Source organism: Arsenicibacter rosenii (assembly GCF_001870735.1).
Classification (GTDB): Bacteria; Bacteroidota; Bacteroidia; order Cytophagales; family Spirosomataceae; genus Arsenicibacter; species Arsenicibacter rosenii.
The window spans coordinates 100,264-127,240 of record NZ_MORL01000011.1 but is presented as its reverse complement, the minus strand read 5'-3'; the positions used below and the strand labels follow the sequence as shown (position 1 = coordinate 127,240).

General features: G+C 50.9%; 26 protein-coding genes. 10 read left to right on the top strand and 16 right to left on the bottom strand.

Annotation, left to right across the window (positions count from 1 at the left end; genetic code table 11):
- Positions 1-11 precede the first annotated feature (11 nt).
- Together BLX24_RS19220 and BLX24_RS19215 are read left to right on the top strand one after the other, a co-directional pair.
- Entirely contained in the window at positions 12-1,154 is a 1,143-nt protein-coding gene (locus BLX24_RS19220; RefSeq protein ID WP_071504813.1) for a BT_3928 family protein, read from the top strand.
- Between the two features lie 85 nt (positions 1,155-1,239).
- Positions 1,240-1,746 (top strand): shikimate kinase, encoded by a 507-nt coding sequence (locus BLX24_RS19215; protein ID WP_071504812.1) that lies wholly within the window; start codon positions 1,240-1,242, stop codon positions 1,744-1,746.
- Between the two features lie 89 nt (positions 1,747-1,835).
- On the opposite strand, the gene BLX24_RS19210 is transcribed toward BLX24_RS19215, so the two are convergent.
- Both BLX24_RS19210 and BLX24_RS19205 read right to left on the bottom strand, forming a co-directional pair.
- Complete coding sequence (locus tag BLX24_RS19210) at positions 1,836-3,410, bottom strand: hypothetical protein (protein ID WP_071504811.1); 1,575 nt, start codon at positions 3,408-3,410, stop codon at positions 1,836-1,838.
- Positions 3,411-3,550: 140 nt separating this feature from the next.
- A complete protein-coding gene (locus BLX24_RS19205) occupies positions 3,551-4,900 on the bottom strand; it encodes a pilus assembly protein (RefSeq protein WP_071504810.1) in 1,350 nt (449 codons plus the stop codon).
- Between the two features lie 225 nt (positions 4,901-5,125).
- Here BLX24_RS19205 and proS point away from each other — a divergent pair, with 225 nt between their 5' ends.
- Both proS and BLX24_RS19195 read left to right on the top strand, forming a co-directional pair.
- Positions 5,126-6,598, top strand: a complete 1,473-nt coding sequence (proS, locus tag BLX24_RS19200) for a proline--tRNA ligase (protein ID WP_071504809.1) — start codon at positions 5,126-5,128, stop codon at positions 6,596-6,598.
- A gap of 116 nt (positions 6,599-6,714) precedes the next feature.
- Positions 6,715-7,146, top strand: coding sequence for an FKBP-type peptidyl-prolyl cis-trans isomerase (locus BLX24_RS19195; RefSeq protein ID WP_071504808.1), 432 nt, complete (start codon positions 6,715-6,717; stop codon positions 7,144-7,146).
- A gap of 78 nt (positions 7,147-7,224) precedes the next feature.
- Here the strand turns inward: BLX24_RS19195 and BLX24_RS19190 are convergent, their stop codons facing one another.
- From BLX24_RS19190 to BLX24_RS19180, 3 genes are all read right to left on the bottom strand, one after another.
- A complete protein-coding gene (locus tag BLX24_RS19190; protein WP_071504807.1) occupies positions 7,225-7,626 on the bottom strand; it encodes a hypothetical protein in 402 nt (133 codons plus the stop codon).
- Between the two features lie 260 nt (positions 7,627-7,886).
- Complete coding sequence (locus tag BLX24_RS19185; protein WP_071504806.1) at positions 7,887-8,507, bottom strand: hypothetical protein; 621 nt, start codon at positions 8,505-8,507, stop codon at positions 7,887-7,889.
- A 337-nt stretch (positions 8,508-8,844) separates the two neighbouring features.
- The gene (locus BLX24_RS19180; RefSeq protein WP_071504805.1) at positions 8,845-9,543 is read right to left on the bottom strand and encodes a TetR/AcrR family transcriptional regulator; all 699 of its coding nucleotides are present in this window, start codon (positions 9,541-9,543) and stop codon (positions 8,845-8,847) included.
- 125 nt (positions 9,544-9,668) lie between these two features.
- Here BLX24_RS19180 and BLX24_RS19175 point away from each other — a divergent pair, with 125 nt between their 5' ends.
- From BLX24_RS19175 to BLX24_RS19160, 4 genes are all read left to right on the top strand, one after another.
- Positions 9,669-10,664, top strand: coding sequence for an ABC transporter transmembrane domain-containing protein (locus BLX24_RS19175; protein WP_071504804.1), 996 nt, complete (start codon positions 9,669-9,671; stop codon positions 10,662-10,664).
- 32 nt (positions 10,665-10,696) lie between these two features.
- A complete protein-coding gene (locus BLX24_RS19170) occupies positions 10,697-12,049 on the top strand; it encodes an HlyD family secretion protein (RefSeq protein ID WP_071504803.1) in 1,353 nt (450 codons plus the stop codon).
- Positions 12,046-13,500: a TolC family protein gene (locus BLX24_RS19165; RefSeq protein ID WP_071504802.1), complete on the top strand. Its 1,455-nt coding sequence runs from the start codon at positions 12,046-12,048 to the stop codon at positions 13,498-13,500. The genes BLX24_RS19170 and BLX24_RS19165 overlap by 4 nt, the downstream gene beginning before the upstream one ends.
- Before the next feature lie 140 nt (positions 13,501-13,640).
- Positions 13,641-14,378 carry a toxin-antitoxin system YwqK family antitoxin gene (locus BLX24_RS19160; protein WP_143092717.1) on the top strand — a complete coding sequence of 246 codons (738 nt, stop codon included), beginning with the start codon at positions 13,641-13,643 and terminating at the stop codon, positions 14,376-14,378.
- On the opposite strand, the gene BLX24_RS19155 is transcribed toward BLX24_RS19160, so the two are convergent.
- From BLX24_RS19155 to BLX24_RS19140, 4 genes are all read right to left on the bottom strand, one after another.
- Positions 14,372-15,334: a glycosyltransferase family 9 protein gene (locus tag BLX24_RS19155; protein WP_071504800.1), complete on the bottom strand. Its 963-nt coding sequence runs from the start codon at positions 15,332-15,334 to the stop codon at positions 14,372-14,374. The two genes, BLX24_RS19160 and BLX24_RS19155, sit on opposite strands and share 7 nt — an antisense overlap.
- Positions 15,335-15,386: 52 nt before the next feature.
- Positions 15,387-16,460, bottom strand: coding sequence for a DUF4249 domain-containing protein (locus BLX24_RS19150; protein WP_071504799.1), 1,074 nt, complete (start codon positions 16,458-16,460; stop codon positions 15,387-15,389).
- A gap of 36 nt (positions 16,461-16,496) precedes the next feature.
- Positions 16,497-18,950 (bottom strand): TonB-dependent receptor, encoded by a 2,454-nt coding sequence (locus tag BLX24_RS19145; protein WP_071504798.1) that lies wholly within the window; start codon positions 18,948-18,950, stop codon positions 16,497-16,499.
- 195 nt (positions 18,951-19,145) lie between these two features.
- Entirely contained in the window at positions 19,146-20,870 is a 1,725-nt protein-coding gene (locus BLX24_RS19140; RefSeq protein WP_071504797.1) for a helix-hairpin-helix domain-containing protein, read from the bottom strand.
- A gap of 136 nt (positions 20,871-21,006) precedes the next feature.
- Here BLX24_RS19140 and BLX24_RS19135 point away from each other — a divergent pair, with 136 nt between their 5' ends.
- Complete coding sequence (locus tag BLX24_RS19135; RefSeq protein WP_071504796.1) at positions 21,007-21,303, top strand: 2TM domain-containing protein; 297 nt, start codon at positions 21,007-21,009, stop codon at positions 21,301-21,303.
- Positions 21,304-21,917: 614 nt separating this feature from the next.
- On the opposite strand, the gene BLX24_RS19130 is transcribed toward BLX24_RS19135, so the two are convergent.
- The 5 genes from BLX24_RS19130 to BLX24_RS19110 form a co-directional block, all read right to left on the bottom strand.
- Positions 21,918-22,298 (bottom strand): hypothetical protein, encoded by a 381-nt coding sequence (locus BLX24_RS19130; RefSeq protein ID WP_071504795.1) that lies wholly within the window; start codon positions 22,296-22,298, stop codon positions 21,918-21,920.
- 96 nt (positions 22,299-22,394) lie between these two features.
- Positions 22,395-22,847 carry a DUF4488 domain-containing protein gene (locus tag BLX24_RS19125; RefSeq protein WP_229201850.1) on the bottom strand — a complete coding sequence of 151 codons (453 nt, stop codon included), beginning with the start codon at positions 22,845-22,847 and terminating at the stop codon, positions 22,395-22,397.
- A 53-nt stretch (positions 22,848-22,900) separates the two neighbouring features.
- A complete protein-coding gene (locus tag BLX24_RS19120; protein ID WP_071504794.1) occupies positions 22,901-23,686 on the bottom strand; it encodes a class I SAM-dependent methyltransferase in 786 nt (261 codons plus the stop codon).
- A 50-nt stretch (positions 23,687-23,736) separates the two neighbouring features.
- On the bottom strand, positions 23,737-24,558 hold the full coding sequence (locus tag BLX24_RS19115; RefSeq protein WP_071504793.1) for a thymidylate synthase: 822 nt from the start codon (positions 24,556-24,558) through the stop codon (positions 23,737-23,739).
- Positions 24,559-24,563: 5 nt separating this feature from the next.
- Entirely contained in the window at positions 24,564-25,025 is a 462-nt protein-coding gene (locus tag BLX24_RS19110; RefSeq protein ID WP_071504792.1) for an OsmC family protein, read from the bottom strand.
- Positions 25,026-25,085: 60 nt separating this feature from the next.
- On the opposite strand from BLX24_RS19110, the gene BLX24_RS19105 reads away from it, so the two are divergent.
- Entirely contained in the window at positions 25,086-25,400 is a 315-nt protein-coding gene (locus tag BLX24_RS19105; RefSeq protein ID WP_071504791.1) for a hypothetical protein, read from the top strand.
- 1 nt (position 25,401) lies between these two features.
- Here BLX24_RS19105 and BLX24_RS19100 read toward each other — a convergent pair whose 3' ends face one another.
- A complete protein-coding gene (locus BLX24_RS19100) occupies positions 25,402-25,968 on the bottom strand; it encodes a precorrin-2 dehydrogenase/sirohydrochlorin ferrochelatase family protein (protein ID WP_071504790.1) in 567 nt (188 codons plus the stop codon).
- A gap of 84 nt (positions 25,969-26,052) precedes the next feature.
- Complete coding sequence (locus tag BLX24_RS19095) at positions 26,053-26,895, bottom strand: hypothetical protein (RefSeq protein WP_071504789.1); 843 nt, start codon at positions 26,893-26,895, stop codon at positions 26,053-26,055.
- Between the last annotated feature and the right edge of the window lie 82 nt (positions 26,896-26,977).

The window sequence follows — 26,977 nt, the reverse complement described above, 5'->3', positions numbered from 1 at the left end:
GAACATACTACATGGAAACAAAAGTAACTACGCCTAAAGTAAAGACCGGTACGCCCGGCATGTTGCTCATTGCCCAGATATCGCGCTTTCTGGTTGGCATTGTCTTTATCATTTCGGGACTGATTAAACTGAACGACCCTGTCGGGACCCAGATTAAGCTGGAAGAGTATTTTGAGGTATTTGCCGAAGATGTGCCCTTTCTGCACGATTTTTTCATGGGGCTGGTACCGGCTGTTCTTGGCTTATCGGTGTTTATGTGTGCCCTTGAAGTCGTTTTAGGCGTAGCCTTGCTGGTCTCCTACCGCCCGAAACTAACGACCTGGATCCTGCTGTTGCTGGTTTCTTATTTCACATTTCTGACGTTTTATTCGGCCTATTTCAATAAAGTGACCGACTGCGGTTGTTTTGGCGATGCGCTGAAGCTGAAACCATGGACATCGTTCACGAAAGATGTGGTGCTGATGGTCCTGATCCTGTTTATTATCGGACACCGTAACCGGATGAAATCGCGGAATACGGGCTGGATTGTGGGCGTGGCCACCATTGCATCGGTTGGCCTCGGTATCTATGCCATTCAGTACCTGCCGCCATGGGATATGCTGCCATACGCCGTTGGCAAAAGCATCCCCGATCAGATGAAACCGTCGGAGCCGATGCGCTACAAGTACATCATGGAGAAAAACGGCAAAACGGAAGAATTTGAGCAATACCCGTCGGATACAACCTACAAGTTCAAGGAGATGGTCTTGCTGAATGAAAACGCCAAACCGAAAATTACCGATTATCGTGTATGGAGCGATGCAGAAGGTGACTTTACGCCGCAGACGTTTGAAGGCAATAAGCTCTTCATTATCGTGAAAGATGTAAAGAGCTTTGATTCCGGCAGTATTCCCGGCATTCGGGCGCTGGTAAAAGGCCTTAAAGGCAGTAACATCACGCCCTATATCCTGACGTCGGCCAGCGATGAAGAAATTAAGGCGTTCAAAAACGAGTTCCAGCTCGACGTGCCGGATTATAAAGCCGATGCCACCGTACTGAAAACCATTATGCGCTCAAATCCGGGTACCTGGTTACTGAGCAACGGTGTCGTAAAGGGCAAATGGCATTCGAATACCACCCCGGACGCAGAAGAAGTGAAGGGCCTTGTGAATTAATCAAAGAGCAAAAAAGCGCAAGAGTAAACGAGCGAAAGCGTGGTTCTCCACCGCTTTTGCTCGTTTACTCTTGCGCTCTTTATGTATGAAAAATATTTACCTGATTGGCATGCCTTCGTCGGGCAAAAGTACGTTGGGGAAGCGCCTGGCCCGCATGCTGCATTACCGCTTTGTTGATACCGACAAGATTATTGTGAAAGATGAGCATCGCAGCATCAACGAGATTTTTGCTACGGATGGCGAATCTTATTTCCGCGATGCCGAAACGCGGGCGTTGCATACTGTTAAACCCGGAAAAAGTCTGGTAGTAGCAACGGGAGGCGGAATGCCTTGCTTTAACGACAATATGGCCTACATCAAACAGACAGGCGTCTCCGTCTTTCTGAATGTAAAGCCGGAAACGCTGGCAGAACGTCTGCTGGCCCACGCTACCGACGACCGCCCGCTCTATAAATTCGACGATCCGGCTTTGCTCGAAGGCCTTCGTCAGAAATACAACGCCCGCCTCCCGTTCTACCAACAAGCGGATATCATCATCACCGGCGAAACCTCAGAAGACGTCCTCATGAAGGAACTAGGGAAGTGGCTGTAACGATAGAGCGAAAGAGTGAAAGAAAAAAGAGTTGGATTGCGAATCACTCTTTTTTCTTTCACTCTTTCGCTCTTTATCTCTTTCACTCTTTAGAAAAACGTTCCCACCGACAGGGATACGGTTGTCAGCTTGTTGTTGATTTCAGCAGACGCGTAATCGCGGGAGTTCGGGAGCGTATAAGGCGTAAAGGCTGATTTAACGGCGTTGAATGAACCGGCAATATCAGCGAAGAAACGCTCGTTACGCACCCCAATACCGCCCGAAACTAACAGCTTTGTCCGGTCGATATTATCAAGCTTCTTTACATACGGATCCGGCATATACGCTGCCCCTGCACGGAAGCGCATCATACCTACACGGATTTCAGCTCCTGCACGGAAATTAATCACGTTCTGATAGGTCCGCTGAATAGCGCTGCGTACATCATTCCGGAAGTCGGTATTGCTCTGGCTGTTGTAAAAGTTGGTCCCAACCCGCATACCCGAATACCCGACATATTCGGCGCTGGCAGTCAGGAAACCGATGGATTTTGCCCCCTGCCCCAGGAATACCGTTGCCCCGCCTGATGCACGGAGCGGACTGGTAACGGTATAATTGAAATCTGACGGGAATACATCAACACTGTTGCGGTCAATCGGCAGATTCGGGTCTTTAACCGATACACTCAGCCCCTGATTAAAGGTTTCCTGAAACTGTGACCAGGTAGGCGTCGTCAGTGTGGCGCCGACTTGCAGAGTAGGGGCCACTTTATAGATCATACCAAGGGCCACGTTCAGGCCGCTGCCGCGTACACTTAACTGATCCCGCTGCGTATTGCTGTTGAATACCTGTCCGCCAACAACTGTTTCTGTAAACACGTTATCGGAGTTGAAGCGCAGGCGTGTCAGCGAAATGCTGGCACCGATGTAGAATTTATCGTCGAGGTTACCGGCATAGGCGGCCGTCCACTGTGAGCTGGCACCGTTGGCTTCGTAAGTGTTGCGCTGGTCGCGGGGAACGTTGGCGTCGTAGCGGCGGTAAGGTGCCCGGCTGTCTTCCTGCCCCTGGCTGTTGGTAAACGGTGTACCATCAATCAGGAAAAGCTGGTAAGCGGCTCCCGGCAGGCTGTTGGCCTGGCCGGTTCGTGAATCATATTCTGCATCGAGTTGGCTACCGGTTAAGCCCGAGCTGTTGGCATCATTGACAAACCCCTGCACAAATGAGCTGTTAGTGTTGTTGTTCCGGCCGCTGAAGCTAAACCGGTTGCTGAAGTTGTTCGTCTGCATATAGGTAATGCCAAAAACCGAACGTTTCCACCGGGAGTTGTAATTACGGTCACCGCCGGCCAGCACAAGGCCCAGCTGCGATATAACCGGCTTCGTTTTTGAGTCAGTCAGCGTGCTGCCGATATAGTTTCCTGTGGCGCTGTTGACCACAACCGACGGACTGATGCTTAGCTCTGAGCGATTGTAAAAACCAAGGCCGGCGGGATTGCTGACAATTGAGGAGGCGTCGCCTCCCAAAGCTGCTTGGTTGCCTCCCAACGCTCTGAAGCGGGCTGTACCATACTGCGGAATCTCGGAAAAGCGGAAGGCTTCTCCAGCATAAATATCGGCGGTCTGGCCAAAAGCTGCCTGCAGGCTTAAGGCCATAGCAGCTGTCAGAATGAGTTGTCTGTTCTTCATAGTGATCGTTCATCTAGTGGAGTTTGGCACTTAGACATCATTAGTGTACGAACGTTTAATTTAATCGGTACTGTACTATAAACGAAAAACCCTGCCGAAAGTAATTATCGGCAGGGTTTTTTTATGCAAAAAAGCTAATATTAACGTGGACCGCGTGAACCGCCGCCACCTGAGCTGCTTCCTCCGCCAGATGAACCACTGCTGTAGCTACCACCTCCACGGCTGCCACCGCTGTTGTACGAAGGCGTACTTTGCTGAGCAGGTGCTGAGTAGCTCGGCTGTGAGCTCCGGTTATTATACGACGGTGCCTCATAACTGCGCGACTGCGTTGCCGGGGCCTGATAGCTGCGTGACTGATACGATGGGGCCGAATACGTTGCCGAACGACCGCTGCCATTGCTGTAATCAGACGATGGTGGTGTATAGCTGCTGCCACGGCTGTTCTGACGAGGACGGGCATAGTAGTCGCTGTTGCCTGAGTTGCTGTAGCTTGGCGCTGAATAGCCTGAGGCACTGTTGCCCGAGCTTGTCCGGCCACCGCTTGTCGAAGCACCGTTTTCGTAGTAGTAACTGCCACGGCTGTTCTGACGAGGACGGGCATAATAGCCGTCGCTCGAGGAAGGCGTACCGTTTGAATTTGAGTAGGCAGGGCGCCCGCTGTTTGTACCAGCTGCTCCGCGACCACCGTTCGGGTTGTACGAAGGCGCACTGTTTACGAAATCGCTGTTATAACGGCCTGATGATGATCCGGTACGTGGTCCGCTGTTGCGGTAGTTACGATAAGGGTCGGCACCGGTCACAACTACGTTGTTATTCACGATAACCGGGCGACCCCAGCCACCGCCATAAAATCCGCCATAACCGTAGTTCCACGAGTTATAGCCCCAGTACGGATCGTAGCCATAGTAATTGCCATATCCCCATGGGTTATAGGCCATGGAGTTGTAGCTACCCCAGAACGGATCGTAGAAGCCCGAGCCCCAGCGGCTCATGCCCCAGTTGTTCCAGCCCCATGCTGATCCCATGCCAAGGCCGATACTGAATCCGTTGTTGAACGGGTTGTTATACCCCCAGCGGTTCCAGCTCCATGAGTTATACGCCAGTGAACCGGCGTTATAGCCATTGACAAAACCGGCATTATAATCATCGGCACTACTCCAGCCCGGATCGGCAGAAATGCCGCGCTGTAGCTTACGGGTAGTTAATTCGGTAAAATACTCGTCCTGATTCTGGCTATAGCCTACTTTTTCGTCGGTATAGTCAGGGTTCAGGGTTGATCCGGAGCGTTGGCGCTGCGGCTGAAGAGAGCGTTCGGTTCGCTGTTCGGTATATTCCTGACGATTGTCGGCAAATACAACCGCATTGGCTGAACTGGCGTAGAGATCGTCGACTTCACCGGAGCGCTGGGCTACTTGCTTAGTTGAGGTACAACCCCAGATACTAAGCAGCGTAGCCATAGTTAGGTATTGCCACGTGCGTTGCGTTTTCATTGGAAAAAGTCAGTTTTGTATTGGAAACTCCAAATTGTCGTACTTTTTAGGTAATAACGCCTGGAAGAGCACTTTGATTACAAATATAGTTTAAAAACCTATCTTTGCAAGCCCTTTTATACATTAGACCCAAATTGGGTGATAAGGGTTTAAATGCGGTTAAAAGTTTTTTATTTATCCAAAATGGTGACAATAGAAAACAGGGTAACGGACAACTAAATTAAGATGGCAAAAGCGATTCCTTCACGCAGCGAAAATTATTCGGAGTGGTATAACGAATTAATCAAAAAGGCAGATCTGGCCGAGAACTCAGCCGTTCGTGGTTGTATGGTGATCAAGCCGTACGGGTACTCTATCTGGGAGAAAATGCAGCGGGCGCTGGACGATATGTTTAAGGAAACAGGTCATTCCAACGCTTATTTCCCGCTATTTATCCCCAAATCGTATCTGAGCAAGGAAGCTTCGCACGTAGAAGGGTTTGCCAAGGAATGTGCGGTGGTGACCCACTACCGGCTCAAAAATGCCGAAGATGGCTCAGGGGTAATTGTTGACCCTGAAGCGAAACTGGAAGAAGAACTTATTGTGCGCCCGACATCGGAAACGGTTATCTGGAGCACCTACAAAAACTGGATTCAGTCGTACCGTGATCTGCCGCTGCTGATTAACCAGTGGGCAAACGTGGTGCGCTGGGAAATGCGTACCCGGATCTTCCTGCGTACAGCCGAATTCCTGTGGCAGGAAGGGCACACCGCGCATGCGACGCAGGCAGAAGCGGAAGCCGAAACACGGCAGATGCTGGATGTCTATGCCCGTTTTGCCGAAGAATGGATGAGTATGCCGGTGGTTCGGGGCAGCAAAACCCCTAACGAGCGTTTTGCCGGTGCTGAAGATACATTGTGTATCGAGGCAATGATGCAGGATGGCAAGGCCCTGCAGGCCGGTACATCGCACTTCCTCGGACAGAATTTTGCGAAGGCATTCGACGTGCAGTTCCTTAACAAGGCAAACCAGCAGGAGTTTGTATGGGGAACCTCATGGGGTGTCAGTACCCGTCTGATGGGGGCGCTGATTATGGCGCACTCGGATGATGACGGTTTGGTATTGCCTCCGAAACTGGCACCGATTCAGGTGGTTATTGTACCGATTTACCGGAACGAAGAACAACTGGCACAACTCTCGGAGCGGATACTGCCGCTGGTGAAAGACCTGCGGAAAGCCGGTATTTCGGTGAAATTCGATGATAGTGACACCAACAAGCCGGGCTGGAAATTTGCCGAATACGAACTCCGGGGTGTTCCGGTTCGTCTGGCCATGGGTATGCGTGATTTTGAAAACGGTACCGTCGAAATCGCCCGCCGCGACCTGAAAACGAAGGAAACCGTTCCGTTTGAAGGCATACTGGAGCGTATCCAGGCGTTGCTGGACGATATTCAGCAGTCGATTTACCAGAAGGCATTGGCTTTCCGTCAGGCAAATACGTTTAAAGTAGATACCTGGGACGAGTTTAAGGAACAGATCGAGAAAGGCGGATTCATTCTGGCTCACTGGGATGGCACGTCTGAAACCGAAGAGGCGATCAAGGAAGAAACCAAAGCCACGATCCGTTGTATCCCGTTTGACGCAGCAGCAGAAGAAGGCGTCTGCGTATTCTCCGGAAAACCATCAACACGCCGGGTCGTCTTTGCGCGGGCTTACTAGGCATACGGGCTGGCCGACGGGTGGTCATTAAGTAAGCATTTTACATTGTTCATTAGCCATTATCCATTTTTCATGGCGCATTTTACTAGTTTTGCCAAAAAAATAGTAAAATAGATATGGCACAAGTGAAAGCCGGGGATACTGTACAGGTGCATTATACAGGCACGTTGACAGACGGAACATTGTTTGACTCATCGGAAGGTCGTGAACCGCTACAGTTTGTGGTTGGCAGCGGTCAGGTTATCAAAGGTTTTGATGACGGCGTAACCGGAATGACGATTGGTGAGTCTAAAACAATCAATATTCCGGTAGAAGAAGCCTACGGTCCTGCTCATGAGGAAATGATCTTTACACTCAACCGGACGGATATTCCGGAAGATATTCCGCTGGAAGAAGGCATGACACTGAATATGCATGAAGATGGTAATCCTCGTCCGATTCCGGTAATTGTGCGTGAACTGACCGCCGATTCGGTTACGCTTGATGCAAACCACCCGCTCGCAGGTCATGAACTGATTTTTGACATCGAACTGGTAGCAATTAACTAAGCAGATCCGATACGTTTCCTGACGTTTGAGACCGGCATACATTCGTTGTATGTCCGGTCTCAAACGTTTTTTTATGACCTATGCATTTACCTGCGCCAGAACATTATCAAGCTCCCTGACAACAACCTGAATACCATCATTATCGGCCCGGGATACGTAGGCGGCCAGTGCCACCAGAATAGCCCCTGAACTCAGGCAGATAGACAGGTCATTGGTTTTGTCAAAAACGGTCAGCCCACGGCAGGTGGCGGTCCGGACAACACTTAGCAGATGATCGGCCTGCCGGAAGGCAGGAGGGGCCGGACGGTTCTGAAGATCATGGGCGCGGGTCAGCAAGCTGTTCTGATAGGCATTTACATCAAGGTGTTGCTCAAAACTGAATTCGTTCCAATGCGTTGTCTGGAAACGGCAGAGATAGCAGGCTGTTTTCTCCCACATAGCAATCAGTTCTTTGGTTTGTTCTTTATCCAGACTTTCCATGGCGTGTCGATGCCTTTGTACTGCTTTGTGATAAATGGTATACTAGTTTGTATGATAACAGTTTAAATTAGTGGTACACAGGCATAATGCAATAACTTATTGAACGAACGGTCTTTTGAGAAAACGGTAGCTGGCGGCAACACGGGCTAAATCACAGCCTGATAAAATAGGAAACCCCGCCTTTTCGGAGCGGGGTTTTGTTAAAACACATTGCCTGACAACGGCTTTAGCCGTACGGTTTGTGAATGAAAGCGAATGAGTTAATGGCTGATATCGATCAGTTCACTGAATTTTTTAGCCGGTGAGCCGACCGACATGGTGTATCTGCCGGCGGGCAGTGTCGACAGATCATAGCGTTTAACCACTCCCGACATATGTTCGGCAAAGACAAGCTCGTTGTTTTTGTCGTAGAGTGCAACGGTCATTTCCGGAACATTGGTCGACTGAACCGTTAGCTGAACTTTGTTTTTGGCATAGCTCGACACCACGGGCCGCATCACCTGCGTTACGCGCTTATCATCGACGGATAAGGTATTGCCATTAATCTCAAAAGGTTGTGATGTCCACCACGCATCGTTGGTTACGGCCAGGAAATACTGCCCGTCGGGTAACGAATTCAGGTCATACGAGATACCTTGCTGGTAACGGTCAATAGCAGTCCCCTGGTGCAACACATTGCCATCGGCATCGGTCAGGCTAACCTGTACCTGTGACCCACCCAACGGCAGCGTTGACGGAATATACAAACGGAATTTCTTTCTCTCAGACTTAACAACTTTCACTGTACGTACTTCCGGATTTTTCCCGGTCAAGGCACCTCCCATGCTGACCAGACTCCCCATTAACAGCAATGAGGTCACGGATAAACGAATTGTTTTCATAGCGAAAAGTTTAATTTTTCCGTGACAAAGGTATCTAAGGTAAAATCGGATAAACAAGTAAATCAGGTCAATTCAGGCCTTTATGGGGCAAAGTTCTTCGTTTTGACATACTTTTTGTTTGATAATTGAGTTGAATATTAGCAGACTACAAAAGATTCTCTGAAATGTCGGATGAGTTGTATTTTTCTAATAAAGTGATAAAATTGTATTACTGCTGCCGGTGACGCTATTTTCCGGGTGCATTGTCCAATTTCAGAAAATTGCCGTGTTCTGCCGGTAATAAAAAAAAGACAAGCTCATGGCTTGTCTCTTTGGGCTGCATGCGGTTGTCAGACGCTCAGACTGCCGGTTGATGCAGGGCAGAAAAGAGCAGGTGGCGTAAAAAGAGCAATAGTTGTGAGGCGCCTCCCGTTGGTTCAAAATTGGTCAGAGAAGGCAGATGCTGCATAAAAAACGTCTGGTAATGGGCCGTTTCAACCAGCGTACTGGCCAGCGAACGGGCAAACGCATACTGAGGCCGGACGTCCTGAATCATGCGGGCCAGCCGGTTACACAAGTCTTTGTAAGGCTTAAACAAATGCTGGCTGTTGTCTTCCGTAACATGGTGCGTGAGATAAGCCTTGCTGGCTTCATGCACCACAATACCATGGAGGGCTTTCAGGTCAATACCATCAGCAGAGTCACTGGTCCGGATCGTTTCCGGCAAATCAATGTGTAACAGGAGATGCAGCGCCCGTTCCAGTTTTTCTTTGGGATCAGTAAGATTATGCGTCTCGTATACCAGTTGATATTCCATCCACTGCCAGTACCAGTCAACAATGTAAATCAGTAACCGGTGCTTGCTTTCAAAATAACGGTAAATGCTGGCCTCCTTTGTGCCGATACGTTCCGCTAGTTTTTTAAACGTCGCTTCTTCGAACCCAATGTCAGCAAACATCAGAATGCCCTGCCTGACAATTTTACGGCCCAGCTCAGAGCTATCCGGATTCCGCAAATATAAGTTTGCGTTCATCCGGATATGTACAGTGTATTCCATGTTTACAGCAACATATTTATTGATTAATAGAGTATTTTATATTTGTTTACAAAGATAGGAACAAAACCACACCTATAATAGTTATGTTATCAATAATGATAGTAAAACTATCAAATGCACTAGCTATGCTTCAGGAAGTTACTACCCAACCACCAACCCCGTTACAGCGGCTGATACGCCTGCTGACGACGGAAAAGAGAGATATCTTATATGTCTATTTATATGCCATCATCGCCGGTTTAATCAGTTTGTCGTTGCCACTGGGCGTACAGGCCGTTTTCAACTTTGTATCGAGCGGGATGGTGTTTAACTCTATTTATCTGCTTATTGCGCTGGTAATCATAGGGGTTGTGCTAAACGGATTACTGACCATCGGACAGATGTCGCTGGTAGAGGTGCTGCAGCAGCGCATTTTCGTCAAAGCCGCTTTTGAGTTTACGTACCGGTTGCCACGGATCAAGGATGAGGCCCTGGAAGGGTCTTATCCACCAGAATTGATGAACCGTTTTTTTGATGTACTGACGGTGCAGAAAGGCTTGCCAAAACTGTTGATTGATATTACGGCGGCCGTACTGCAAATCATTTTCGGGGTAATTCTGCTTTCCTTCTATCACCCTTTCTTTATTGTATTTGGTTTACTGACATTCCTCTGTGTGGCGGTCATGGTCGCGATTCTGGGGCGCCGCGGGCTGGAAACCAGTCTTAAAGAATCAAAATACAAGTATAAGGTCGTTGCTTATCTGGAAGATCTGGCCAGAGATCTGCCGGAATACCGCAAAGCCGGGAATTGTGATATAGCGATTGGAAAAATGGATAAGCTGGTAGCGGGTTATCTCGAAAACCGGAATGATCATTTCCGTGTATTAAAACGCTTTTTCTACAGCACGGTAACGTTTAAGACGTTCATTGTCGGAGGCTTGCTGATTGCCGGTACGCTGCTCGTAGTAGAGCGCCAGATGACCCTGGGCCAGTTTGTGGCAGCAGAGCTCGTGATTGTTCTGGTTACGGGGGCGGTCGAAAAGCTGATCATGAGTATTGATACGGTTTTTGACCTGTTGACTGCCGTTGAGAAACTCGGTAGTGTTACCGACCTGCCGATCGAAGAAACCGAAGAGGCGTAATCCATTCACAAGACTTTGTTTGCCATTTCAATATGCTGAACTTATCAAGACAACGCGTAGATGAAGCCCTATGGAAAACCTATCCGTTGCAGGCACTACGCTCAATACCCGAATTACAGGCTGCCCGCAAACTGGGTCGTTTTATGCTCTTTATGCTGGCTGGCCTGATTGTGATTCTGTTTCTGCCGTGGCGGCAGAACGTTACCGGCGAGGGAACCGTTACCTCGCTCACACCGCAGGACCGGCCGCAAACCATCCAGAACGCCATCGCCGGCCGGATCGAACACTGGGCGATCCGCGAGGGACAGCTGGTTAAGAAAGGAGATACGCTGCTGGTGATTTCCGAGATTAAAGACGAATACTTTGACCCTAACATCGACCAACGGCTGGAAGAGCAGCTGGGGGCCAAACAGGGAAGTCTGTCAGCTACAGATTCCAAGATCTCGGCGCTCGAAGGCCAGTTGAAAGCCCTTGAAGATGGCCTGCGCTTCAAGCTGTCGTCGGCGCAGAATAAGGTGAAGCAATCACGCTTTAAAGTCAGAATCGACAGTACGGACCTGATTGCCATCCGGAAAAATTACCAGATTGCGGTCGACCGGCTGGAGCGTTACGAAAAAGGCTACAAAGACGGCCTGTTTTCCCTGACCGATCTGGAAACCCGCCGCCTGAAATTGCAGGAAGATTATGCCAAGGTGGTAACGCAGGAAAACAAACTGGACGTGTCGCGGCAGGAACTGATCAATGCCCGCATCGAGCTGAGCAACATTCAGGCCGAATATCAGGAAAAAATGGCCAAGGCCATGTCGGATAAAGCGTCGGCCGTTTCGTACCGGGCCGAAGCCGAAGGGGAAATCTCGAAAATCCGGAATAAAATCAGCAGCGTTGACGTACGTCAGGGAATGTATGTGATCCGGGCACCGCAGAATGGTTATGTTGTAAAAACCCTGAAAGCGGGTATTGGAGAGACAATTAAGGAAGGTGAGTCGATTGCAACCTTGCAGCCTGAGTCACCCTTGCTGGCGGTTGAACTGTATGTGCGGGCCATGGATGTGCCGCTGATTACGCCGGGCCGTACGGTTCGGCTTCAGTTTGATGGCTGGCCGGCAGTGCAGTTTTCGGGCTGGCCGACTGTGGCGGTTGGTACGTTTGGCGGTGAAGTTGCCATTATCGACGCAGTAAGCAGCACCAACGGTAAATATCGTTTGCTGGTAAGGCCCCACGCCGACGATCATCCGTGGCCGAAGCAGCTGCGGTTAGGCTCCGGTGTATACGGCTGGGTGATGCTCGACGATGTACCGATCTGGTACGAAATCTGGCGTCAGCTGAATGGCTTCCCGCCAAGCCTGAAAGAAGAGCCGAAGCCTGCGGAGGGGGCTAAAAAATGACATTTGCCGTCAAACAGCCGCTGACCGGCTGGTGTAGTGTTGCCATATTGGTACTGGGGATGTGTATTGGCCGGCCGGTAAGCGCACAGGATACGACAGCCGTGTTTTCGCTGAGCGATCTGTCGGCGCTGATGCTGAACAATCACCCGATTATCCGGCAGGCTAACCTGCTGAGCGAAGAGGCGCGGCAGGAGGTAATGCAGGCCCGTGGCGGCTTTGACCCGAAACTGGCTTCCGGCTTTGACCGTAAGCAATTCGGTAATCCGGACGATTCAAAATCATTGTACTATAACAAATGGGCGAACGAGCTGAAAGTACCCGTCTGGTGGGGGGGAGCCGATCTCAAAGTAACCTATGACCGCTTTGTCGGGCAGGCGGTGAATCCGGAAACGCGGACTTCAAACAGTGGCCTGGCCGGTGTCGGCCTCAGCATTCCGCTGGGGCAGGGCCTCCTGATCGATGCACGGCGGGCAACCCTGAAACAGGCGCAGACGATGCTGACGGCGGCCGAAGCCGAACGGGTGAAGCAGATCAACAAAGTCTGGTTCAGCGCCGCTAAGGAGTACTGGACCTGGTATCTGGCCTATCAGCAGGTGCGATTGTTACGCGAGGGCTTTCAACTGGCAGATACACGGTATCTGGCCGTGAGTCGGCGGGCCCGCATCGGTGATGCCGCCGCTGTTGATTCCGTAGAAGCGAAAATCACTGCCCAGGACCGGCAGGTGCAGCTCGAGCAGGCGCTGGTGGCGTTGCAGAATGCAAAGCTGATGCTATCGACCTATTTGTGGAACGATAGCTCGCAACCGCTTGAACTGCCTGATCGCGCCGTTCCGCAGTTGCCTGCGGAGGGGGTTGTGAAGGCCGATGTGTTTCAGCAACTGCTGGCACGGGCGGCTGACCAGCATCCCGAATTACTGAAACTGGATGCTAAGGTGCAGCAACTGGCTATTGAAGAACGATTCCGCCGCGAACTGTTGAAGCCGCAGGTTAACGTTACGGGGACATTGCTGAGTCAGCCCCCTTTGTTTGCTGCCCAGGGACCATCCTATTACGATTTTAACCTGAATAATTATAAAGTCGGCGTTGATTTTCTGTTTCCGTTGTTTCTGCGGAAAGAGCGGGGAAAACTGAAACAGGTGCAGATTAAGGCGCAGCAAACGACCCTGGAACGGACACAGACCAACCGGGATATTCAGAACGGGGTGCAGGCGGCCTATAATGACCTGCTTGCGCTGGAGCGACAGATTCAGATTCAGCAGCAATCGGTACAGAACCAGGTCGTGCTGGTACGGGCCGAGCAGCAGAAATTTGATATGGGAGAGAGTTCGCTGTTTTTGGTCAATACCCGCGAAAGTAAGCTGATTGACATGCAGATAAAACTCGCCGAACTCCGGTCTAAATACCAGAAAGCCGTGGCCGAACTTTACTACACGGCCGGTACACGGGGCTAATATAGAGGCGTTGGTTACAGATCAACGCCTTTTTTGTACCGCTTGTGTATATTTTTAACACCCATACCTAGTCGTGAGCGTTATAATATTGCGTTTTGGGAAGATGATTTATAACTTTAGATACAACAACCCTAAATACAATGAATAGCCTATACATCTGTATGCTGGTGGGCTTGCTGGTAGGGATGACCGACGAAGATGATCCACGGCTTGCCAAACGTCTGAAGGACCGTGTACAACGGAAAGAATACCTCGACGGAATCGAAGAAATAACGTTTAATGATCGCCGGAAAGAAAATGCGACGGTTCGTTATTACACGAAAGATGGCCGCCGGCTTTCCGAAGAACATTATAGTAACTATCAGTTAAGAATAAAGCATGGCCGTACGCAGTTCTGGTATACCAACGGGCAACTGCACTGGGCGTGTGACTTTAATAACAACCAGATCAACGGGCCTTTCTTTTCCTATTACGAAGATGGCTCGCTGAAACGGAAAGAGCTCTATAAGTGGGGTTATGTGAAATCCGGGCAATGTTACTCGCCCGAAGGCGAACGCACCGAATGTGAACCGTTTATTCAGCGTGCTGATTTTCCGGGCGGGCGGGATAAGTTTCTGGCGTTCGTCCGTGACCGGCTGAAGCACGTTAAACCGGCACAGTATCCGGCTTTTGTCACGCTCGAAGGCAGTGTCTGGGTAGATGGTACGGCCTATCTGAAACGACCTGCCCCCGATCGGGACCTGTTTATTCAGGTGGCCGACTCTATCGGGATTATGCCCGCCTGGAGGCCGGCTAAAGTCGATGGCGTGCCCGTACAAAGCGGCTTTCAGGTTATTCTGGCCTTTCGCGAAGGAACCGTCTTCGTATACGACTACTGAGACAGATCAAAGTCCAGTGCGAGGTCGTTCATGCATCTGAAATGCTTTAACGGACACTCTTTATACCCGATTTTTGAGCACGGACGGCAACTCAGGTTGTTATTTTCCAGTATGACAAAAGGTGTTTGGTAGGGATACATGCCCAGTAGCGGCGTCGTATTTCCCCAGATCGAGTATACTTTTTTCTTCAGCGCTGCGGCAATGTGCATCAGGCCTGTATCGTGGCTGAAAACGACGCGGGCCCGTTGCAGCAGGTCGGCCGACTGGTTCAGGTTATATTTGCCGCACGCGTTATAAATCAGCCGGTTGCCCAGGGCTTTTTCAATCTGTTCGCCGGCTTCGGCGTCTTCTTTCCCTCCCAGCAGCACAATCGGGTAATTAATCTTCCGGCACAACTCAATCATACGCGGTACCGGTAGTTTTTTGGTCGCATGCTGTCCGCCGATGGCATAGGCAATGTAACCGCGCCGGTGGGTATCCGGGAGCCAGTCCGGTTCAATCTGGTCTTTGTAGGGAATAAAATAATCGAGCCCCTTCCGGTCATTCGTCACTCCGAACGGTTTCACGGTCGCCATATACCTGTCAACGATATGAACGGTGGGCATCACGTTGATTTTCCAGCGGACCAGCAACCATTTCTGCCAGTTCAGTTTGTCGAAACTGTAGGACTTTACACCCAGCCGCAGTTTGATAAGACTCGTGCGCAGGTTGTTGTGCAGATCGATGATATAGTCATATTTTTCCTGCCGGAGCTGCCGGACTAACTCGTTTAATGACCCTTCCAGATAAAACCGCTTGTCGATATACGGGTTGTCATCGATCAGGACTTTATTTGCCTTTTTAGTACAGAAATGCACTTCTGCACCGGCAACCTGTTGTTTGAGGCAACGGATAACGGGGGTAGTCAGGACAATATCGCCAATAGACGAAAAACGGATAATCAGAAACTTCGGCATACGCTGCAAAGATAAGCAGATAAAGCCGGGTTCGTGAAGCGCTCCGGCAATGTTAATCTTTCCACCAGCGTGGTTTAACGCCCGTGCGATAGATACTTTCGACGCAGGTCCGGCAGGGTGGTGGCATTGAGGGCACCGGTGGTGGCGGCGGCAGCAGATTCGGGGTATCGCCGGTTTTGGAGCGATCAATCAGAACCGCCTTCGTAGACGCACCCGAGGCGCCGAAAAAGCCGAAAACGCGCTCCGCCGGATCATTGACATTGCTGACGTTGCCACCCAGGGTAATCGGTGCCGAATCAAAAATGCCGCCGGTATTCTGGGCCAGACTTTTAACCGTTTTCCAGTAATCAAATGCCGCTTTGCTGATCGAATACTGGGTGATCTCTACGTAATAGGGGGCAATTGACTCAAACGGCGCCCGCAGTACCGGCTGCCGGCTGATTTTCTGGCCGTTAATGAGCTTATCGGAGGTGGTTGTTACACAGGAATAGCACCGGTTAATATCCCAGCAGTCGGTACAACAGTAGTGCGGAATCAGCGTCTCCGCATTGTTGGAAAACCGGTTGCGGACCACTTCAATTTCGCAGAAAAGGACCCGTTGAAACGCCTGCCAGCTCCAGCGGTAATAGTTGTCGGGTGTTGCCGGATCTTTTGTATCAATGTATACATCAAAACCTTTATCAACATAATCTGATCCGGCCGTTGCCTTACGGTTGTAACTGTAGTACAGCGTATCAATCGGTGGCACGGCGCTCAGCAGATCGGGTTGCGAACGGTAGGTTTTGCCGTCTGTGGTCGTCACCGTCAGGGTATAGGTCCGGCCTGCCATGCCTGCCCAGGTCGTTAACGCAGGCTTGTACAAACCTGCCCCTACTTCCACCAGCTGCGTTTTCTGTCCCAGATTATCGCTGATGGTAACCAGCGCTTTCTGAACAGTCAGGTTAAGCGAACTGGCTGTGTAATCGGCGGTACGGGTCAGGGAAACAAAGGTTTGTCCGGGAAAGTCGGTTACCAGGCCATCCACGATCATCAACCCCTCCATCGACGGAATATCCAGGTTATAGGGTTTGATGCAGGACCCGAGAAACAGTAAAACAAAATAGATAATATAGGTTGTTGTTTTCATGACAGGTTAAAGGACTGCTACGTAGAATCTGCCGGATTAAAACTTGAAATTATACGTAAGCGAAGGCAGGGGAGCACCGAAAATCGACAGCTTATAGGCGTCGCTGAAGGAACTGCTGCGTAGTTTGAAAAAGACAGAGTAGGCATTTTGCCGGCCATACAGGTTGTAGATGGAGAAAACCCAGCTATACCAGTATTTTTTCGATTTTTCGGGGTGCTTCTCCCAGGTCAGCGACAGGTCAAGCCGGTGGTAATCCGGGATGCGCTGCTGGTTGCGGTCGAGATAAATCGGCACAATAACCCCGTTTACGCGTGCTTTGGCATAAGGGATCGTAACCGGCCGGCCGGTGCTGTAGGTAAAGTTAAACGACGCGTTGAACGTCAGTGACGGCCGGTAAATAGCAACGGCATTCACCGTATGCGGCTTATCAAAATTGGCCGGAAACCAGTTGCCGTTGTTGACCCGTTCGCCGGGTGTCGGGCCGTTAATCAGCAGCAGACTGCGGCTATAGGCATAGCTTAACCAGCCGGTCATAAAGCCTTTGTTTTTCTTCACCATTAACTCCAGCCCGTAGGCCTTGCCTTTGCCCTGAAGCAGTTCTGTTTCGGGGTTGGGGGTGAGCAGTAGCTGGGCCCCGTCGCGGTAATCAACGGCATTCTGAATGTTTTTATAATACACCTCGGCCGATGTTTCGTAGGTGTTGTTATCGAAGTTCCGGAAATAGCCAAGGGAGAGCTGATCGGCAATCTGCGGTTTCGTATAAGTATCACTCAGCTTCCAGCGTGATGTTGGCAGGGCCGCCGTCGTGTTCGAAATCAGGTTGAGATACTGGCGCATTCGCGTATACGACAGTTTCACCGAGCTTTCGGGGTTTTGGCTCCACCGGAAGGCCAGACGAGGTTCGAGCCCACCGTAGGTTTTCACAAGGCTGCCGGAGCTATAGGTCTGTTCGCCGGTAACATTGTCTGCCAGTAATCCGCCGGAGCCGGCATATTGCTGCACCGTTGCCGGACCATAGTTTAAGAACTGGCTGTAGCGCAGCCCGGCAATGGCCGATATTGTTTTGGTTAACGTAATCTCGTCTTCAATGAACAGCGCTGCTTCCAGACCGTGTTCTTTCGGCAAGGTAACCGGCAACACATTGGAATTCGGCCCCGGAATCAGCGAGTTGGGCGAAAGCCGGTATATCGTTGTCTGAAGGCCGCCCGACAGCTTGTGTTTACCGGTGGTATAGTCCAGTTCGGCTTTGACAATGTTCGTCCAGAGGTCAGATTGCAGACGGAATGCATTGCTGGAATCAGGACCGGCGAGGGCAGCGGAATAATGCCCCATTACCCCGGTAATGGTCGAAGACAGATTATCTTTAAAGGTATGTGTCCATTTAATGGAGCCGTTGGTTGTCCGGTAATAAAAGTCGGTTCGCGACGAATTGATATCCAGCGAAAGCAGTGAATCGGACGGGAAACGGATAAAGTCGTGGCTGGCGTAACCAGACAGCCAGACTGTATTTTTCTCATTGGGCAGGTATTTAACCTTGGCCGTCAGGTCATAGAAACTGGCACGGGTATCACGGATATTCGGCGGCCCGAGCTGAAACAGGAAACTGTTTGCCGACAGACGGGCATCGGCCAGAAACGTGAGTTTCGGCGGCCCGGTTGTTTTCCGGGATAGCGGCCCTTCAATACCTAAGCGGCTGGAAATAAGGCCTATGCCTCCGCTGACGGTCAGCTTTTCGTTGTCCGGTTCTTTGGAACGTACATCCAGTACCGACGAAACACGGCCACCATAACGGGCGGGCAGACTACCTTTCTGCAAGGTCACATCCCGTACCGCATCCGGATTAAATACGGAAAAGAACCCCATCAGGTGCGATGAGTTGTAAATCGGAGCATCGTCGAGCAAAACAAGGTTCTGGTCAATACTACCACCGCGCACGTTGATCCCCGTGGCCCCTTCGCCCACGGTCGAAACCCCGGGCAGCAGCAACAGGCTGCGCACAATATCCACTTCGCCCATCAGGGCGGGCATGCGTTTGATGTTCCGGATCGACATCTGGGCGACACCCATCTCAATTTTCTTGACGTTCCGGTCGACGCTTTCCGTCCGGACTGTAACCTCATCGAGCAGTTTAGTGTCGGGCGCAAGCAGAATATTGTTTTCGTAGACGCTGGGAGGGACTTTAATTTTCTGCGTTTGTTTCAGATACCCGACGGATGTTATCAGCAGACTATAAGTGCCGGCCGGAATATTGATGAGGTAATATCCGTCTTTGTCCGTAGTGGTGCCACGGCGGGTTTCCTGAACGAAAACCGTAACACCGGAAAGGGGCTTATTCGTACCTGTTTCGCGCACATAACCGGCAATGGTGTGCGCTGTGGTCTGAGCACGGGCTATGCCGTAAACGCCTGTCAGAAAAGGAAGAACAATCAGAAGGATAATCGCCTGCCAATTGCCTGAACGGCAAGGCTTATCCGGCTGAAAAACGTACATGTCAGGAGAGTTTAGGAAATAAAATAACCTAAATAAAAGACAATTTTTTCGTTTTCCGGCACTATTCTGTCTTGTGAGGCTTATTTAAAGTTAATTAAATACTAATTTGTTTATAGAAGTGATTGTTTGAAGACCGGTTCAGGAGGCATCTTATCCGGTTTACAGGGTATAGATGCCTCCTGAACCAGTGGCCGTTTAACGGCTATTGGCCGGGAGTTCAATGCCTTTCCGCTGCTTACGGTCGGCAAGCCATGCCTTCATTTCGGGCAACGTGAGGGCGTTAAACGTCATTTTCCGGGTTAGGCCGCCTTTACGCCCAATGGCAATACCATAGTGCATATCGAGCAAACCCGTTGTGCTGTGGGCGTCGGGATTAATGCTGAGCATAACGCCCTGCTGCATGGCATAGTCGATCCAGCGCCAGTCGATGTCGAGGCGGTAAGGACTGGCATTAATCTCAATAATTACATGGTGGGCCGCACAGGCGTCGATAACCGCTTTGTGGTCAATCGGGTAACCGGCGCGGGCCAGCAATAAGCGGCCGGTCGGGTGGCCGAGAATGGTTGTATACGGGTTTTCGATGGCTTTAATGAGCCGTGCCGTCGCCTTATCGATGGCCATGTTCAGGTTCTGATGAACCGATGCCACGACATAATCGAACAGGGCCAGGGTATCGGTCTCATAATCCAGGGAGCCATCGCCCAGAATATCCGACTCAATGCCTTTCAGGATCTGGAAATCGGGACCGTACTGCTCGTTCAGGCGGTCGATATCGGCATGTTGCTCACGGACCTGCTGTGGTTTCAGGCCGTTGGCATACGCTGCCGTCTGCGAATGGTCGGCAATTCCGAAATAACTGAGGCCCAGCTCGCGGGTAGCATCGGCCATCTGCCCGAGTGTATGTTTGCCATCCGACCAGGTGCTGTGGTTATGCAGCGTTCCCCGCAGATCATCCCAGGTCACCAGCTCATCTGCCTGGTGGTAGGCCGACCACCGGAACGCAAAGGCATCTTCCCGCATTTCGGGTACGATATACGGAAGGCCTGCCCGGTCATAAATAGCCGTTTCGGTCGTATCGTCGCCGGACATGGCAGCCTGCAGCAATGTTTGTCCCGCCTGCCCCGCCTGTTTCAGATGGGCCTCAGCGGCCGTGTGAATAAACAACTGACGATCAAGCTGATTGGCCGGATAAAGCAGCAGCTCGATGGCAACCTCAGTACCATCCATCGACCCGCGCCAGGCAAACGGCGAGGATTCGGCTGCGTGCTGGTGCAGAAACGGAATGGTATTCAGAGCGTTCATGGTCGCCCGTAGCTGGCTGGTACCGATCAGGAGCTGAATGGTATCAACTTCCTGTGCTTTCCGGCGTACCTGCCCGCTGATTTCTACCCGGTCGACCTGCGGGGCAATGGCATCGCGCAGAACACCGGCCAGGGCATCGGCCTTATCCATCCGGATTTTGCCGCTCTGGCTTTGCAGGAACTCCAGCGAGCTGAGGATTTTTTCCTGTGTGCTGGCTCCGAAGCCTTTTAGTGTAGCGATCTGGCCATTCTCGCAGGCAAGTTGCAGGTCGCGCAGGTTTTCGATACCCAGTTCGTGCCAGATGGTGCGGATTTTTTTTGGGCCAATGCCTTTGATCCGGAACATATCCAGCACACCCTCAGGGGTTTGTGACAGGAGGGTGTCCAGTTCATTCAGGTGTCCGGTGTCGATGATTTCGCGGATTTTGTTGGCCATACTCTTACCAATGCCGGGCAGTTTGACCAGCTCGGTAGCGGGTAGTTCCGTAATATCTTCGGTAAGCTTATCCAGATTGAAGGCGGTCGACTGATACGAGCGGATTTTAAAGGGATCGTCGTTGTGTAGTTCCAGCAATTTGGTGGTTTGTTCGAGTATATCGACAATATCAGCGTTTGTCATGGTAAAAAGCCTGTTTACTCCGCAAGTTAGGCAATTGGTCAGAATCTGATAGCGAAGCGGGGGACCGTACGCTACCTTTGATTCATCAATGACAGGCCAATAGGCTGTCAGCCAAACTACTAAACGAACCGAAGTCATGGAAACTCAGTCAACCAATCTGTCACACGATCCATATATCTGGCGTCAGGCCAAGGCACGGGTCGGTTTTAAAATGCACTTACGCACCTACGTCATCGTGTTAGCCGGTTTGTGGGCGATCTGGTTAGTAACAAGCTTGTTTTTTAACAAGAGCGGCTTTATCTATCCGTGGCCAATCTGGGCAACGCTGGGTTGGGGCATCGGGCTGGCTTCCCACTATTTCAGCGTATACCACGGTGGCGATGAAAAAAGTATGATTGAACGGGAATACGACCGGCTGTCGCAACGGCAGTAGTTTCTATCGACGCTGAGCTGTTATGCTCCTACGGAGCAATTGATACATGGCGTTTGGGGGGGCTACCGACGCTGCGCTGTTGCGCTCCTACGGAGCGGATTGATATATGGCGTTTGGGGGGCTACCGACGCTGCGCTGTTGTGCTCCTACGGAGCGGATTGTCGGATAATTGTCCCGTCAGGGACAATACAGCGGAGCGTCGGTAGCCCGCCCGTGAGGTTCCCAGCCACCGTCTCGTGCCATAGGTACGAAACCAGCGTTTGTACCGCCCCTACAGGGCGGATTGATGCGGGATGTTGTTGCTACCGACGCTGCGCTGTTGCGCTCCTACGGAGCGGATTGATCGCCTGATTACCTGAAAACTGCCGGCGGTTAAACTGCGAATTCTTTCGTGAACCACTGCCGACATAATCTGTCAACCTCCTGTCGGTTGATTGTACCGGGTTGACGGCGGCAGGCCTGATAGTGCTCCATACTGACCTTATAGGTCAGTTCACCAACTGTTTTGATAGTCATATGTCGCCCGTACACAGTAGAGAGGCATAAGCCTCCTATTGCCGAAAACAGTACCGTAGTAAACAGAAAACCACTGAAAAACAGCAGTAAAGGTGATGTCAGCAGGCAAAAAAAAGGCAGGTTACCAGCCAGTCCGGTGGTTTCAGCAGGTGTACTGAAACGCCAAGTTCATGCTCAAGTTGCCGGACGGCAGCACGCCTTTCCTGTTTTGGAAAAATCATGCTGAGTGCTGTCGAAGGTCGTATGTCCTGTACAGGCGAAACCGTTCGGAGGGCTTGCCGGAGTTTATAAAAAGCTTGCTGTGAGGTGCAACTGTTGTCTGGGTGCTCAGGAAGCTTTGCCATAATAGCGGCATGCAGCTCATCAGCGGTTGTTGCGATGATTTCGCCTTCGGCAAAGTGAATACCGAATGATTTTTCGATAGCTAGTATCCAGTCGTTAAGCTCTTCGTGGTCAAATTTGTTGAGTGGTGTGTTCATATCCGGTGAAATTAGCCACAAAGGCACCAAGGCCGGAAAGATACACGAAGAAAAACTTCGTGCTGCTTCATTTCTTATTGCCTTTGTGGTTCAAAACTACTTACTCCGCACGTACTTTTCAATAATCACCCGGTCGATGCCCAGTTTCTCAACCTTCTCGACACCTTTCTGGATCAGTGTATCGTTCCGGAGGGTTACGGTAAAGGCAAAGGTATGGTGTTCCCAGGCCGGATCGCTGAAGTAATCCAGGTGTTCGGTATACGTGCTGTCTGTCAGTGTATACGTTCCGCCACCGGCCGAAAAGAAATGCTTTGCTGAATCGGCGGGTTGTGCGCTGTGGTTCAGAAAGGCAAAATGGGTGTCGTTGATGATTTTAATCATCTTGTGTGAGGCATCAAACGTCGAATAGGAAGAATCCTGTTCAATTGTTGTGGCATCTACCAGCTCCCAGGTGCCTTTCAGTGGCAGCGAATGGTCAGTTGGGGCTTGCTGACAGGACGCAAAACTAACTGCCAGCAAGGCAGCTATTACCATGTACCGGATGTGCATAAAGGTTTAAAGGAATTAAGGGTAAAAGGCTTATAGAGGTGATACAGCCGGATTTACACCGGTTGTATCAGGTAATACACACACGTTGTTACAAAATTACGCAGGTACGGAATATGGGTAATCAGGCCAAACTGTTCACGGGGTTTCAGCTTAAACTTAAACTCGTAAATCGGATTAATCAGATAATGACGGCGGTTAGCGGTCCGGTAGCCGGTTTGCTTCACAATCCGTTCGAAACGCTCGATTGAGATGCCGGTATCCTTAATTTCGAGCAGATCCCGCGGCTCCTGACCGAAGGCCCGCAAAAAGGCAGCGTACAACGGTCGTGGCAGCAGGTGATAATAGGGCAGCGTAGACAGCAGCTTATTGCGGCAAACCTGCTGGTGACCGCCAAACGGCATCTGCCAGGGCGGAAACCCAAAGTAAATGGCCCCGCCCGGCTTCAGAAACGTCTTCAGCAACTGCAGACACCGCTCCTGATCGTGAATGTGCTCAATCACATCTTTCAGCACAATCAGGTCGAAGAGGTCGCCGAATTCCTGTCTGATGTCGACCAGGTAAATGTCTTTCTGCGAGAACGTAGCCTTGCCGGCGGCAATCTCATCAGCCATCATCTGCCTGGCAATGTCGACTTTACCGGCCACAAGCTCAACGCCGACGCCGATGCAGCCACGGTTGGTAAACGCTTTCAGTACGCCTCCCTCACCCGAACCGACTTCCAGTACGCGCATACCCGGCCGGAGCGCGAAGGTCTCTTCGATAAACGGAATGACGTATTTCTCGGCGTTGATCGTTTGCTGGTGAAAATACGCAATACGGTCTTTATGAAATTCGAACATAAGGTTAAGCGGAAAGCGGACACCGGTTTATGGTATCCGCTTTCATTATATTAAACGGCGACAGGGGCTTTGATCGCCGGATACGGATCGTAATTTTCGAGGGTAAAATCGGCGTACGTAAAATCAAAAACCGAGGATACATCCGGATTTAACCGCATGGTTGGCAACGGCCGTGGTTCGCGCGACAGCTGCGTTTCTACCTGGTCGAGGTGGTTGAGGTAGATGTGCGTATCGCCGCCGGTCCAGATAAACTCGTACGCTTCCAGACCGCATTCCTGCGCAATCATCATAGTCATCAGGGCATACGACGCGATGTTGAACGGCACACCCAGAAACACGTCGGCGCTGCGCTGGTAGAGCTGGCACGACAGTTTGGCTTTGGTTTCGCCTTTTTCGGGATCGGCCGGGGCAACGTAGAACTGAATAAACGCATGGCAGGGGGGAAGGGCCATATTCGGCACCTCGGCCGGGTTCCAGGCCGAAATAATGATCCGGCGCGAATCCGGTTTAGTCTTCAGCTGGTTCAGCACATCCTGCAACTGGTCGATGGTCTCGCCCGTGGGAGATTCCCAGCGCCGCCACTGTTTGCCGTATACCGGACCCAGTTCGCCGTTTTCGTCGGCCCACTCGTCCCAGATCGACACGCCGTTGTCTTTGAGATACTTGATATTCGTATCGCCCTTGATAAACCAGAGCAGCTCGTGAATGACCGATTTCAGGTGTACTTTTTTGGTCGTTACCAGCGGAAAGCCCTCCCGAAGGTTAAAACGCATCTGGTACCCGAACACGCTGATCGTACCGGTGCCGGTACGGTCGGTTTTGCGGGCGCCTTCTTTCAGGATAAAGCGTAGCAGGTCGTGGTATTGTTGCATGAAACTTAAGCGGTAATCTCGAATGAGTAGGTAATATCAGCCGTGGGCCGGAGCTGGGCTGTGGCTGAACAGTATTTATCCATCGACAGGTCAATCGCCCGTTTTACTTTGGCTTCGTCGAGCTGGCCTTTCAGCCGGTAGGTAATGTGAATCGCCTTGAAGGGAGCAGGCGTAGCGCCTTTCTCGCGTTTGCCTGATACCGACAGTTTGAAGTCTTCGATAACCTGCTTCTGTTTTTGCAGAATCAGAATCACGTCAATGGCCGAACAGCCGGCCAGTCCCATCAGCAGCATCTCCATCGGACGGGCACCGGCATTGTGGCCGCCGATGTCGGTAGCCGCATCAATATCTAACTTAACCCCTGACACACCGGTGGCAGCAAAATGAAAGGCATCGTCCACGCGGGCCAGTTCAACCGTCATCGTATTATATTCGGTTGTTGTATCAACAGTTTGGGAATCAAGCATAAAATGGTTGTTTTTACGTTGTAAAATTAGTAACTTCACCAAAAAGAATAACCGAAAGCCATGTCAGAACGATTTTCAAGTGACCTTTTCGATATAAAGAACGACCGCCGTCTGAGCGTTTACCTATACCGGCTTGGTTTTGGTTTCTGGCTTCTCTACATTGTCTCAGGCGCACGGTTCATGCATGCTTTCAGTGTTTACCGAACAGATTTCGGGGTGTTCTCGTTCTTTCTGATGGTATTGGGTTTGTCAACCTCGATGGTGTATGATTATTACCACCAGCCTCTTGAGTTTGACCAGAAAAAAAAGTGGCTCATAATCAGTTATGTGGCCCTTGCCGGCGTAATTTACTTCTTTATCCTGCGTAATCGTTAGGTTACTTCATAACGCGGGTGATTTCGTTCAGCCGCTCCAGCTTTTCCTGAAAATCGCCTTTGAGTTTGTTCCGTATCTGGGTCAGGTTATCAAGGGTTTCCTGTAAACTGTCGGGTAAAATCTCTTCCAGTACTTCGCGGAAGCGCTTGGCAAACGTGGGCGACTTTCCGTTGGTTGACACTGCTATTTTCAGATCTCCCTTTTTGACTACCGAGCTAAGGTAAAAGTCGCACAGGGCAGGCGTGTCAGCCACATTCACCAGAATCTTCTGCGCCTTACAATCCTGCTGTATCTGCTGGTTGACCGCCTTGTCGTTGGTTCCCACAATCACCAGGTCCTTTCCCGTAAGATAGTTTTTGTGGTACAGGTCTGTCACCAATGTCAGGTTCGGGTACTGGCCGGCGAGTTCACGGATCTCATCACGGATTTCGGGGGCCACCAGCGTAACGGGTGCTGCCGGCGCATTGGATAACACAGCCGTTACTTTTTCCAGACCGACGTAACCGCCCCCGACAATAAGCAGCTGAAGCTGTTCGACCTTGACAAAAATGGGAAATAGGGTGTTCATAAAACAAAGATAGTCGGTTTATGGCAAGGAAGATAAACTACCTTATCCATAAACCGACCAGCCGGGTGTTTTCGGGAAATAGCTCTAGAACTTCAGACCAACGTTAACGCCCAGAATCCGGCGTTTCGAGTTACTTTGGTCTTTCAGAACATCCGCAAAACCGTGGTGATAAACCAGATCCAGAAACAGCGGACCTGCATCAAACCCAAGATTGGCCAGACCGCTTAAAGTCGCATTCTGGAAATCGCTGCGTTCAAAACCGAAATCCTTGTTGTTGTTGTTGCCAACCGGCGTGGCGAATTCGGCACCAACCTGCAGGCGTACCGCTGATATTCCCCGCTTTGATTCGGCCAGTTTAAAGCCAATGTAGGCCGGAACGTGTACGTAGCGCAGGTCAATCTGTGAGGTGATATCGTCAACTGAAGCACCATCGCCTGCCTGGTAAAAATCGGAGCTTGAGGTAAGGTACTCCGCACCGATCTGACCGTATAACCGGCCTCCGCCCCGAACAAACGCACCAAACTGCCAGCCCAGACGACCACGCAAAGCATTGCCGTTTACATCCTCCCCTTCAAAACGGGTAGAGTTGGCACCGGTATAAACACCGAATGTAAAGTTTTTATAATCCGACTTACGGTTGTCTTTTTCCCTGGCCTGATCGCGGTTATATTCTGACCGCAACATTTCTTTGGCGTCGCGCCTGCCGTCCTGATAGCCTTCATCATAAGCCCGCTGCAATTCGCGGTTATCCGGCTGAGCGCGGTAATTGTCGTTACGGCGGTCGTACCGGTCATCGTACCGGCGCGGGTACTCATTTTCATAGCCGCGTCCGTTGCGGTTTGAGTCATAAGTACGCTGACCAAAGGCGGCAGTTGATAAGCCAATTGTAGCCGTGGCCAGGATTAAGAGAGTCCATTTGTTGTTCATAACGTATTGAGTTAATCTATCAATTTAACAGGGATGTAGCTGTATTGTTTGTTAGTTTGAGGGAATAGCCATAAAAAAGGCT

What these genes read in the sequence shown, in the direction of transcription:
- BLX24_RS19220 (WP_071504813.1), top strand. Translation starts at nt 12, where the DNA reads ATGGAAACAAAAGTAACTACGCCTAAAGTAAAGACCGGTACGCCCGGC.
- BLX24_RS19215 (WP_071504812.1), top strand. Translation starts at nt 1,240, where the DNA reads ATGAAAAATATTTACCTGATTGGCATGCCTTCGTCGGGCAAAAGTACG.
- BLX24_RS19210 (WP_071504811.1), bottom strand. Translation starts at nt 3,410, where the DNA reads ATGAAGAACAGACAACTCATTCTGACAGCTGCTATGGCCTTAAGCCTG.
- BLX24_RS19205 (WP_071504810.1), bottom strand. Translation starts at nt 4,900, where the DNA reads ATGAAAACGCAACGCACGTGGCAATACCTAACTATGGCTACGCTGCTT.
- proS (WP_071504809.1), top strand. Translation starts at nt 5,126, where the DNA reads ATGGCAAAAGCGATTCCTTCACGCAGCGAAAATTATTCGGAGTGGTAT.
- BLX24_RS19195 (WP_071504808.1), top strand. Translation starts at nt 6,715, where the DNA reads ATGGCACAAGTGAAAGCCGGGGATACTGTACAGGTGCATTATACAGGC.
- BLX24_RS19190 (WP_071504807.1), bottom strand. Translation starts at nt 7,626, where the DNA reads ATGGAAAGTCTGGATAAAGAACAAACCAAAGAACTGATTGCTATGTGG.
- BLX24_RS19185 (WP_071504806.1), bottom strand. Translation starts at nt 8,507, where the DNA reads ATGAAAACAATTCGTTTATCCGTGACCTCATTGCTGTTAATGGGGAGT.
- BLX24_RS19180 (WP_071504805.1), bottom strand. Translation starts at nt 9,543, where the DNA reads ATGGAATACACTGTACATATCCGGATGAACGCAAACTTATATTTGCGG.
- BLX24_RS19175 (WP_071504804.1), top strand. Translation starts at nt 9,669, where the DNA reads ATGCTTCAGGAAGTTACTACCCAACCACCAACCCCGTTACAGCGGCTG.
- BLX24_RS19170 (WP_071504803.1), top strand. Translation starts at nt 10,697, where the DNA reads ATGCTGAACTTATCAAGACAACGCGTAGATGAAGCCCTATGGAAAACC.
- BLX24_RS19165 (WP_071504802.1), top strand. Translation starts at nt 12,046, where the DNA reads ATGACATTTGCCGTCAAACAGCCGCTGACCGGCTGGTGTAGTGTTGCC.
- BLX24_RS19160 (WP_143092717.1), top strand. Translation starts at nt 13,641, where the DNA reads ATGAATAGCCTATACATCTGTATGCTGGTGGGCTTGCTGGTAGGGATG.
- BLX24_RS19155 (WP_071504800.1), bottom strand. Translation starts at nt 15,334, where the DNA reads ATGCCGAAGTTTCTGATTATCCGTTTTTCGTCTATTGGCGATATTGTC.
- BLX24_RS19150 (WP_071504799.1), bottom strand. Translation starts at nt 16,460, where the DNA reads ATGAAAACAACAACCTATATTATCTATTTTGTTTTACTGTTTCTCGGG.
- BLX24_RS19145 (WP_071504798.1), bottom strand. Translation starts at nt 18,950, where the DNA reads ATGTACGTTTTTCAGCCGGATAAGCCTTGCCGTTCAGGCAATTGGCAG.
- BLX24_RS19140 (WP_071504797.1), bottom strand. Translation starts at nt 20,870, where the DNA reads ATGACAAACGCTGATATTGTCGATATACTCGAACAAACCACCAAATTG.
- BLX24_RS19135 (WP_071504796.1), top strand. Translation starts at nt 21,007, where the DNA reads ATGGAAACTCAGTCAACCAATCTGTCACACGATCCATATATCTGGCGT.
- BLX24_RS19130 (WP_071504795.1), bottom strand. Translation starts at nt 22,298, where the DNA reads ATGAACACACCACTCAACAAATTTGACCACGAAGAGCTTAACGACTGG.
- BLX24_RS19125 (WP_229201850.1), bottom strand. Translation starts at nt 22,847, where the DNA reads ATGCACATCCGGTACATGGTAATAGCTGCCTTGCTGGCAGTTAGTTTT.
- BLX24_RS19120 (WP_071504794.1), bottom strand. Translation starts at nt 23,686, where the DNA reads ATGTTCGAATTTCATAAAGACCGTATTGCGTATTTTCACCAGCAAACG.
- BLX24_RS19115 (WP_071504793.1), bottom strand. Translation starts at nt 24,558, where the DNA reads ATGCAACAATACCACGACCTGCTACGCTTTATCCTGAAAGAAGGCGCC.
- BLX24_RS19110 (WP_071504792.1), bottom strand. Translation starts at nt 25,025, where the DNA reads ATGCTTGATTCCCAAACTGTTGATACAACAACCGAATATAATACGATG.
- BLX24_RS19105 (WP_071504791.1), top strand. Translation starts at nt 25,086, where the DNA reads ATGTCAGAACGATTTTCAAGTGACCTTTTCGATATAAAGAACGACCGC.
- BLX24_RS19100 (WP_071504790.1), bottom strand. Translation starts at nt 25,968, where the DNA reads ATGAACACCCTATTTCCCATTTTTGTCAAGGTCGAACAGCTTCAGCTG.
- BLX24_RS19095 (WP_071504789.1), bottom strand. Translation starts at nt 26,895, where the DNA reads ATGAACAACAAATGGACTCTCTTAATCCTGGCCACGGCTACAATTGGC.